Raw genomic sequence first — 10,275 nt, 5'->3', positions numbered from 1 at the left:
GCGGTACACGAGACTCGAACTCGTGACCCCGACCTTGGCAAGGTCGTGCTCTACCAACTGAGCTAGTACCGCATCACATTTTCCTGTAACAAACTTTCTTATAAAGAAAAAAGGTACTTGGTAATACCTGCTAGTTACGAGGTGCGAATTATAGAGATGGCGTTAATGATTGCAAGCTTTTTTTAGCTATTTTAGTCTCAACAAAGCTTGTATGTAGAGTTTTTAAACAAATCCTAAAAAGCTTGCTCAAAAACCAACCTAATAGCTGAAAAAATGCTTTTGGTAATGCTGCAATTCAGAAATCGATTCTTTAATATCTTGTAACGCTAAATGCGTTCCTGTTTTTTTATGAGCTTCAACCATTTCCGGCGCCCAACGACGACCTAATTCTTTTACTGTGCTGACATCAATATTACGATAATGGAAAAAAGCTTCTAACGTTGGCATATGTTTAACCATAAAGCGACGATCTTGCCCAATGCTGTTACCACATAACGGCGCTGCACCAGCAGGAACCCACTCTTGTAAAAAAGCTAATGTCTCTTGCTCTGCTTGTGCGCAACTAATTTGACTTGCTTTCACTCGAGCCGTTAAACCTGAATTGCCGTGATGTTCTGTACACCACTCATCCATTGCATCTAATGCTGCATCGCTTTGATGGATAACAAACTGTGGACCTTCAGCTAAAATATTTAAATCGCTGTCTGTCACAATCGTTGCAATTTCAATAATTTTATCGCTATCGGGGTTTAATCCCGTCATTTCTAAATCAATCCATACCAAATTATTTTTGTTCATATTGATAACCGCCCTTTTCTATTGATGAATAGCTTAATTATGTGGAAAATATAGTATGATACGCCATTCAAATCGCCAGTGTAGCAAAGGAAGCCTGTGACTAAGAAGAAAAAACTCAGTAAAAACCAAATTCGTCGTGTTCAAAGCAATCACAATAAACGCTTAACGCCTAAAAACGATAAACAATGGGATGAGTCTGAACTGGGTCCGCAACTGGAAGGTTTAGTCGTCAGTCGATTTGGCCAGCATGCTGATATTGAAGATCAAGAAGGTAAAGTAGAACGCTGTACTCTGCGTCGTTCAATTCGCTCACTCGTCACTGGCGACAGAGTAGTATGGCGAGCAGGTAAGGAATCACATCAAGGCATTAGTGGCGTTATCGAAGCCGTACATCCGCGTAAAACAGTCTTAACACGACCAGATTATTATGATGGCATTAAGCCAATTGCGGCTAATATCGACCACATCATTATTGTAAGTTCTATCGCGCCAGAATTTTCTCGTAATATTATTGACCGCTACCTAGTCGCCTGCGAAGATATCGGCATCACACCGATTATTGTTTTAAATAAAGTTGATTTATTAGATGATGAATCGGCAAAAATAATTGATAAAGAATTGCAAAGCTACCGTGATATTGGTTATCACGTTCTTTACAGCTCAATGCACGGCACAGGGTTAGACGATTTAAAATCGGTAATGAAAGACAAAATTAATATCTTTGTTGGTCAATCAGGTGTGGGTAAAACGTCATTATTAAACATGTTATTACCTGAAGTAGAAGCAGTAACAGGTGAAATTTCTGAAGGCTCGGGTCTTGGTAAACATACAACAACAACCGCTCGCTTATATCATTTCAGTGACGGCGGTGATTTAATTGATAGCCCTGGAATTCGAGAGTTTTCACTATGGCATTTAGAAGCAGAACGTATTGCTAGTGGCTTTATAGAGTTTAGAGAATATTTAGGTAATTGCCGTTTCCGTGATTGTAAACATCAAGCAGATCCTGGTTGTGCATTAGTTGAAGCCGTTGAAGAAGGACATATAGACAATGCTCGTTTCAAAAGTTTCTTACGTATTTTAGAAACAATGGATGATGCTAAAAATGCCCGTCATCGAGATCCTAACGTTTATTAAACGCAAGGATTCATAATACTAATAAGCAACACAAGCTAACAATAGTCGTGAGTAATCTACTTATACTTAGATGCTAGCAACATACAATTAATTACAGTGATAAAAGAACAATAACAACACTCATCACATTAAAAAATAGAGAGTTTCAACATGAGCGATAAACTAAAAATTATTGGCCAATATATTTTACCTAAGCACTCGGTGACTTTCATCGCGGGTAAATTAGCTAACGCTAAAATGGGTAAATTGACGACTTTTTTAATTACCAAATTTATTAAAAAATTCAAAATAGATATGAGTGAAGCAAAGTATTCAGAACCTTCAGACTTTGAGACTTTTAACGACTTCTTTACGCGTGAATTAAAAGAAGATGTGCGCTCTATTGTTGAGGGAGAAGACAATCTAGCGACGCCTGTTGATGGTTGTGTCAGCCAACAAGGTGAGATTAAATCAGGTCGTATTTTCCAAGCTAAAGGGCATGACTTCAGTTTAAGAGAATTATTAGGTGGACGTGATGATGTTGCAGCACCTTTTGATGACGGTATTTTTTCAACGGTTTATCTAGCGCCTAAAGACTACCATCGTATTCACATGCCAATAACGGGTAAGTTAAAGCAAATGATCTTTATACCAGGTGACCTATTTTCAGTTAACCCGCTAACCGCGCAAAATGTCCCTAATTTATTTGCCCGTAATGAACGAGCTGTGGCTATTTTCTCAACAGCGATTGGCCCAATGGCGATGGTGCTTGTAGGGGCAACTATTGTTGGTAGTATTGAAACCGTTTGGGAAGGCACATTAACAGCACAGAAAAATAAAGAGCTTCAATACTGGGATTACCAAGATCAAGACATCATCTTAGAGAAAGGTGCTGAAATGGGTCGCTTTAAACTGGGCAGTACAATTGTCGCTTTATTCCCTAAAGACAGCATTGAATTTAGTGAAGATCTAGCACCTTCAAGCGTGACACGTTTAGGTGAGTTATTTGCAACGGTTAAGCAAACAGTAAAAAAAGACGCTGAATAAAAAGCTTAAATAAAAATGACTCAATAAATAGCGATATAAAAAAGTTAAATAAAAAGTTAAATAAAAAAATAAGAGCAAGGGTTGTAATGTCAAACATATCGAGTGAACAGTATTTAAAAAAGATCTTATTAGCACCAATCTATGAAGCGGCTATCGAAACTAAATTACAACCTTTAAATAAGTTATCTTCACGCTTAGATAATCACATATTATTGAAACGTGAAGACTTACAGCCAGTACATTCATTCAAATTACGCGGCGCTTACAACAAGTTATCCAGCCTGAGTGAACAACAGAAAAAAAATGGTGTAATAGCCGCATCAGCAGGTAACCATGCGCAAGGCTTAGCCTTATCAGCACAAAAGATGGGTGTAAAGGCGACGATCGTGATGCCTAAAACAACACCAGACATTAAAGTGAATTCAGTACGTGGGTTTGGTGCAACGGTTGTCTTAACAGGTGATTCTTTTGACGCGGCCAATGCTTATTCGCTAGCGCTAGCAAAAGAGCACGGTTATACCCTAATCCACCCTTTTGATGATCCTGATATTATTGCAGGGCAAGGCACTGTAGGAAAAGAACTTCTACAACAGGATGTTCACCTAGACAAAATTTTTGTACCTGTTGGCGGCGGCGGTTTAGCGGCCGGTATTGCTGTTTATATCAAACAACTGTTACCCCACATCCAAGTTATTGCCGTTGAACCTGAAGATGCCGCTTGTTTAAAAGCTGCATTAGCAGCAGGTAAACCAGTGACATTGCCCAAAGTGGGTTTATTTGCTGACGGTGTAGCAGTAAAAACCATTGGCCAAGAAACATTCCGCTTATGTCAGCAATATATTGATGATGTGGTCACGGTCAGTAGTGATGAAATCTGTGCCGCAGTAAAGGATATCTTTGATGATACGCGTGCAATTGCAGAACCCGCAGGTGCACTCTCATTAGCTGGTTTAAAGAAATACACTCAACAACATCAAATAAAAGACCAACGTTTAGCCGCTATTTTAAGTGGTGCTAATGTTAATTTTCATGGTTTACGTTATGTCTCAGAAAGATGTGAATTAGGTGAACATAACGAAAGCATTTTAGCCGTCACCATCCCAGAGCAACAAGGTGCATTTTTAGCCTTTTGTAATGAACTAGATGGACGTGCTATCACAGAGTTTAACTATCGTTATAGTGATAGCAAGCAAGCTAATATTTTTGTTGGCGTGAGAACACCACAAGGCGTTGATGAACTAACGAGTTTAACTGATAAGTTATCTATTGCAGGATACTCTGTTGCCGACCTAAGCCAAGATGAAACAGCTAAACTACATGTGCGTTATATGGTTGGAGGTGTTCCTTCTCAACAGTTAACGGAACGTTTGTATAGTTTCGAGTTTCCTGAGCACCCTAACGCATTACTTAAGTTTTTAAATCTATTAGGTATGCATGCCAATATTACTTTGTTCCATTACCGAAACCACGGTGCGGCATACGGACAAGTTTTAGCGGGATTTGAAGTCGATGAATCACAAGTAGCAGAATTTAGTCAGCACTTAGATGCGCTAGGTTATAGCTATAAAGATGAAACACTAAATCCTGCATATCGATACTTTTTATCACATTCAAATAATTAGTAAGCCTATTCTATGATGCCTTTAATATCTTCATTGAAATTAGCAAAAATTGTACATAAGTTAATGAGAAATGTAACTTGGCCAGCAATGTTTGTATTGATGTTATTACAAGCTGCAATGACTTATTTATTACTTCTCTTGGCGGGTGAAATTGAATTAATAGCTCACCCAATTCAATTTATTTATTACAACATGGTGGTTGTTTCAACCGTTGGGTTTGGTGATTTAAGCCCGGTAACAGATTTCGGGAAGTTAATTGTCGCACTTTGGCAAATACCATCGGGTTTAATCGTATTTGCAGCATTCATTGGTAAAACAACTCAACTATTTATTGATATAGCGAGAAAAAATATGAACGGTAGTAATGACTTTTCAGATTTAACGGATCACATTCTTTTATTATGTTGGGATGAATATTCTACTAAGCAAATAGTACAATTAATTTTAGGTGATAAAAAACGCCAAGATCGTCAAATATTACTTTGCGTTACTGAAGATATAAAAAATCCACTACCAGAGATAGATGACCTTTTATTTGCTAAATTAAGTACTTTTTCAGATGTAAAAGAACTTGAGCGAATTGCTTTGAAACAAGCTAAACGTATTATTATTGATGGGAAGTCAGATGATGAAACATTATCTATTGCATTGAGTATTGCTACGTTTACAGATAAAAGTGCCAATATTACAGCCCATTTTTTTGATGAAACCAAAGCACAATTATTAAAAATTCATTGCCCTAATATAGAGTGTAGCATCGATAACAGTGCACAAATGATGGTAAGAAGCATGCAAGATCCTGGCTCAAGCCAAGTGACAGAAAGGCTGCTTTCGACATTAAATGGCGCAACATTATATAGCTGTTTAGTGCCGGAGTTAGAACAAGAAATTAGTTTCGGGCAATTATTTGATGCTTTTAAACATCGTTACGACATGATTTTATTAGGTTTTAGCAAGCATAAAAATGGTCAAGATATGCACTTAAATCCCTCAAATGAAGAGAAAATCGGCAGTCACTACCATTTACATTATATTGCTAATGAACGCCTCGATGAAAATGATATTGATTGGCAGGATATAGTTTAATCATATTGAACTTGATTAGTACGAAAATAAAGGTATGTTTCCTCACCGTAAATTAAATTTATTCATTTGATGGTGAGGAAGTAACAAACAATGAGTGCCCCCACAAATACACTTCAATCAGACTTTTTATCGTTATTAGCTCCTATAACTGAAAGTATGCCGTCTTGGTTTCAATCAGGCGGCATTGTAATGTGGCCTTTATTATTCATCTCTTTTTTAATCACTGTTATCGTTTTAGAGCGTTTATATTTTTGGACAATTTATCACTGCCAACAAGAACGATTTTTATTGCAAGAGTGTTTTGCAGCTTTATATCAGAAACAAAAAACTGACGCCTTATTAACTTGTCAAAAACTAGACACTCCCGCCTTGAAAATGCTTAGTGAAGGTATTTCTATACTACCCTTGCACCCCAAAGAAAAAATGCTTTCAAATACAAAGAAACAAATAGATTTAATCTCTAGAGGCCAATCTTTTTTAAATCGAGCAATGCTAGTAATACCTATTCTAGGAATTTTAGGCGCGCTAATAAATCTCATCAATACTTTCAATATCATTAGTCTACAAGATAGTGAAAACACGGCAATTCTACTTAAAATAATGACTGAATCTTTAATTCCAGTCGCCACGAGTTTAGTTCTTTTATTATTTGTTTTAATACCTCAACAGCTTTTTCGCACACAAATATATAAAGTCACATTACATTTAGAAAGTGTACGGAGTCAGTTTGATCTCATTTGTCAGCAAAAGAATTTAATCAGAAATAACTTACCAGAGAATGTAAGTACAATGGTAAAAGGTAATAATGACTTTCCCGATAAAGAAAAAAAGGAAAGCGTAAGTAAGCCGGTATCAGAACAAATACACATGCCTTATCACTACGAATTTTCAGAAGAAACAGGGGAAGCAAATGTTTCCCTTCATGAACAAACAGAAGATATCAAACGGGTATCTTCTTCATCAATTGCCGAAATGTACAACAATGAATTACCAATAATTGAACGTACTGAATATGAGTCAGATATTGTTGAAAATGACCTAACGCCGACCAACATTGAATCAACATCGCAAGTAAAGTTAAATAGTTAAATAGTTAAATAGTTAAATAGTTAAATAGTTAAATAGAAATTTTTCGAACGAAACAGTAATACATAGAGTAAAAATATATTATGAAAACCTCTTATCATTATTTCCCATTTATTGTTATAAGCTTATTATTACACTACCTATTTTTTTATTTTAATAGCGATAGATCTTCAAATGATTCTACTATTAAGACATCGTCCCCTATAAAAACAACAGAAGAGCATATTGTAGCGACAACATTTGCGCCTACAAAAGCGATGTCAACGCCTTTACTTCAACTTGACGCTATCCAATCAATGTCTATCGCGACATCAACACGCCAACAACAAACAACTCAAACAGAAAAAGTAACACCATCAAACTCCCCTAAAATAAGTCAAATTGAAGTAGAGACACAATCATCATCGCAAAAAGTCATTCAAACTGAAGTAGAGACATTTTCATCGACAGCACAAGTAATTACGCAAGCTGAAATAGAGCCTCTATCATCAACATCGCAAGTAGTTACTCAAACCGAAATAGAGCCTCTATCATCAACATCGCAAGAAGTCAGTCAAACTGAAGTAGAGACATTTTCATCGACAGCACAAGTAATTACGCAAGCTGAAATAGAGCCTCTCTCATCAACATCGCAAGTAGTTATTCGACCTGAAATAGAGCCTCTATCATCAATATCGCGAGAAATAACTCAAACAGAATTAATAGCGTCATTAATATCGTCAAAAAACACTCAAATAGAGCAAAGTAAGCCATTGATGTTATTACCAGAAGAAGATGAAAAAGATAAAGTTGAAAAAGTATTACCAATAAAAAGTTATCAAGTGAATATTAAGACACATACTTCCGGCGAAGTAGCACTATTAAAAGAATATGTATTTGAACAAAACCGAATGAATTTACCAAAAGTTGCAATATCAAAACCAACTAAGAAAAAGAAAATTAAAAAATTTACTATTAAAAATTCTACTGTGAAATCAGCACAGCCATTAGTGCCCACGAAGAAGAGTGAAATAACCGCTAGAACAAATAAAACCAATCAACAAAAAATAGCTCTGAGCACAAAGGAGCTCAATAATAAAACATCGACATCGACACTAACGAAAAATAATTTGGTAGCAATAGAGAAACGGATTTTCAAACCAAAGTCAGATGCGATGCACACATCAATGGCAAGCCAAGGAAATTCATTACAGCAAGCAATAGCCGTATCAGGTAAAGCCCCTTCTTATCCCAAACAAGCCGCTTTACAGCACCAAAAAGGGCACGTTGTTGCCAATATGACAGTAACCGTCACTGGTTCAACTAAAGAGGCTGAGATTGTTCAATCGAGTGGCCATGAAGTATTAGATAAGGAAGTGTTAAGCTTTATTGCACAAGAGCGATTTATGCCAGCACTAAAAGGCCAAGAGAAAGTGTCGAGTAAACAATCATTTTATTATCGTTTTGAATAAAAAGTAGAATCAAAAATGCCAATCAAAATGATTGGCATTTTTATTTTTTTTACTGCTAATGAGTAAAATTTCTATGAATAAAAGGCAGGGCTTATTTTAATTATGCTCTAAAGCAACTTATAAATTAATCGATAGCTGCCATATCACCACTTGCTTCTAACCAAACTTTACGGTCTCCGGCACGTTTTTTAGCTAACAACATATCCATCATCTCAAGCATTTTATCTGCATCTTCAATCGTTAGTTGTACCAGACGGCGCGTATTAGGATCCATGGTTGTTTCACGTAATTGCAGTGGATTCATTTCACCTAGCCCTTTGAATCGTTGCACGTTAACTTTACCGCGTTTCTTTTCAGCTTGAATACGATTCAATACACCGTCTTTCTCTGCTTCATCTAATGCATAGTAAACTTCTTTACCAATATCGATACGATATAAAGGAGGCATGGCTACATAGAAGTTTCCTGCGTCAACAACAGCTCTAAAATGACGAACAAATAGCGCACAGATTAACGTAGCAATATGTAACCCATCAGAGTCGGCATCGGCTAAGATACAAATTTTTCCATAACGTAAACCAGATAAATCCGTTGAGGCGGGGTCAATACCAATAGCCACTGAAATATTATGGATCTCTTCAGAACTTAAAATGACATCTGATTCATCTTCCCATGTATTTTTAATCTTACCGCGTAATGGCATAATCGCTTGAAATTCACGGTCTCGTGCTTGTTTCGCACTACCGCCAGCCGAATCACCTTCCACTAAAAACAGCTCGCCTCGCATGGGGTCTGGTGTCGAACAATCTGTCAATTTACCCGGTAATGCAGGGCCTTGCGTTATTTTTTTTCGCGCTACTTTTTTACTTTTACGGTTACGCACTTGTGCATTGTTAATACAGAACTCAGCTAATGCTTCAGCCTCAGTAACATTGGCGTTTAACCATAAACTAAAGGCATCTTTAACAACACCAGAAACAAAAACAGAACATTGACGTGAAGATAAACGCTCTTTAGTTTGACCGGCAAATTGTGGTTCTTTAATTTTTACAGACAATACATAACTGCATTTATCCCAGATATCTTCCGGGCTTAATTTAATACCACGAGGCAAGATATTACGAATATCACAGAACTCCCGCATTGCATCTAATAACCCCTGACGGAAACCATTTACGTGAGTACCACCTTGTGCGGTAGGGATTAAGTTTACATAACTCTCCGTGATTGAATCGCCACCTTCAGGTAGCCATACAACTGCCCAGTCAGCCATTTCACTGTTTGCAGAAAACTTACCGACAAAAGGTGTTGAAGGTAATAATTCATTTTCAGAAACGGCTTCTAATAAATAATCATTAAGGCCGTCTTGATAACACCATTCATAATTATTTTTATTAACGCGGTCTTTAAATTTGATGCTTAACCCTGGGCACAATACTGCTTTTGCTTTCAATAAATGCAGCAAACGAGAAACAGAGAATTTAAAGCTATCGAAATACTTAGGATCAGGTTTAAAGTGAACACTCGTACCTGTATTGCGTTTACCACAGACACCCACTTCACTAAGCTCTTCTGCTTTGTTACCGTCTTCAAACGCAATATGGTAAATTTTTGCATCACGACGAATTTGCACATCAACACGAGTCGATAATGCATTGACAACAGAGATACCTACCCCGTGTAAACCGCCTGATATTTCATAGTTTTTACCTGAAAATTTACCACCAGCATGTAATTTACAAAAAATTAATTCCACCCCTGATATTTTTTCTTCAGGATGCATATCAATCGGCATACCACGGCCATCATCAATCACTTCTAATGATTGGTCTTCATGTAAAATAACTTGAATTGAAGTTGCATGTCCGCCTAACGCTTCATCCACAGAGTTATCGATAACTTCTTGTGCTAGATGATTAGGGCGATTAGTTTCGGTGTACATGCCTGGTCGATGGCGAACGGGATCTAATCCGTTTAATACTTCAATGGAATCTGAATTATATTGTTCGCTCATGCATGCACCTATGGTTATTCTATTTAGAGTTGTAAATCTAGTGGTTGTTCATTCT

Annotated in this window: 8 protein-coding genes and 1 tRNA gene; 6 read left to right on the top strand and 3 right to left on the bottom strand. The window is 37.0% G+C overall.

What is annotated here, in order from left to right; genetic code table 11:
* Together Q0794_RS16495 and orn are read right to left on the bottom strand one after the other, a co-directional pair.
* Positions 1-72 (bottom strand) — tRNA-Gly (locus tag Q0794_RS16495).
* Positions 73-258: 186 nt separating this feature from the next.
* Positions 259-798: an oligoribonuclease gene (gene orn, locus Q0794_RS16490; RefSeq protein ID WP_025563624.1), complete on the bottom strand. Its 540-nt coding sequence runs from the start codon at positions 796-798 to the stop codon at positions 259-261.
* 96 nt (positions 799-894) lie between these two features.
* Between orn and rsgA the strand changes: the two genes are divergently transcribed.
* From rsgA to Q0794_RS16460, 6 genes are all read left to right on the top strand, one after another.
* Positions 895-1,935 (top strand): small ribosomal subunit biogenesis GTPase RsgA, encoded by a 1,041-nt coding sequence (gene rsgA / locus Q0794_RS16485; protein WP_298943729.1) that lies wholly within the window; start codon positions 895-897, stop codon positions 1,933-1,935.
* A gap of 150 nt (positions 1,936-2,085) precedes the next feature.
* A complete protein-coding gene (gene asd / locus Q0794_RS16480) occupies positions 2,086-2,961 on the top strand; it encodes an archaetidylserine decarboxylase (RefSeq protein WP_298943727.1) in 876 nt (291 codons plus the stop codon).
* An 86-nt stretch (positions 2,962-3,047) separates the two neighbouring features.
* Complete coding sequence (ilvA, locus tag Q0794_RS16475; protein WP_298943724.1) at positions 3,048-4,583, top strand: threonine ammonia-lyase, biosynthetic; 1,536 nt, start codon at positions 3,048-3,050, stop codon at positions 4,581-4,583.
* A 12-nt stretch (positions 4,584-4,595) separates the two neighbouring features.
* Positions 4,596-5,669, top strand: coding sequence for a potassium channel family protein (locus Q0794_RS16470; RefSeq protein WP_298943723.1), 1,074 nt, complete (start codon positions 4,596-4,598; stop codon positions 5,667-5,669).
* A gap of 90 nt (positions 5,670-5,759) precedes the next feature.
* A complete protein-coding gene (locus Q0794_RS16465) occupies positions 5,760-6,758 on the top strand; it encodes a MotA/TolQ/ExbB proton channel family protein (protein WP_298943721.1) in 999 nt (332 codons plus the stop codon).
* Positions 6,759-6,838: 80 nt separating this feature from the next.
* A complete protein-coding gene (locus Q0794_RS16460) occupies positions 6,839-8,206 on the top strand; it encodes an energy transducer TonB (protein WP_298943719.1) in 1,368 nt (455 codons plus the stop codon).
* 124 nt (positions 8,207-8,330) lie between these two features.
* Here Q0794_RS16460 and parE read toward each other — a convergent pair whose 3' ends face one another.
* A complete protein-coding gene (gene parE, locus Q0794_RS16455; RefSeq protein ID WP_298943718.1) occupies positions 8,331-10,220 on the bottom strand; it encodes a DNA topoisomerase IV subunit B in 1,890 nt (629 codons plus the stop codon).
* Positions 10,221-10,275 lie beyond the last annotated feature (55 nt).

Source organism: uncultured Psychromonas sp. (assembly GCF_947489755.1).
Taxonomy (GTDB): Bacteria; Pseudomonadota; Gammaproteobacteria; order Enterobacterales; family Psychromonadaceae; genus Psychromonas.
Note: the sequence above shows the minus strand (reverse complement) of the source record. Positions and strands in the feature narration are given on the sequence as shown.

Bases quoted from the DNA above. Each gene is read 5' to 3' on its own strand.
- orn (WP_025563624.1), bottom strand. From the start codon at position 798: ATGAACAAAAATAATTTGGTATGGATTGATTTAGAAATGACGGGATTA.
- asd (WP_298943727.1), top strand. From the start codon at position 2,086: ATGAGCGATAAACTAAAAATTATTGGCCAATATATTTTACCTAAGCAC.
- ilvA (WP_298943724.1), top strand. From the start codon at position 3,048: ATGTCAAACATATCGAGTGAACAGTATTTAAAAAAGATCTTATTAGCA.
- Q0794_RS16470 (WP_298943723.1), top strand. From the start codon at position 4,596: ATGATGCCTTTAATATCTTCATTGAAATTAGCAAAAATTGTACATAAG.
- Q0794_RS16465 (WP_298943721.1), top strand. From the start codon at position 5,760: ATGAGTGCCCCCACAAATACACTTCAATCAGACTTTTTATCGTTATTA.
- Q0794_RS16460 (WP_298943719.1), top strand. From the start codon at position 6,839: ATGAAAACCTCTTATCATTATTTCCCATTTATTGTTATAAGCTTATTA.
- parE (WP_298943718.1), bottom strand. From the start codon at position 10,220: ATGAGCGAACAATATAATTCAGATTCCATTGAAGTATTAAACGGATTA.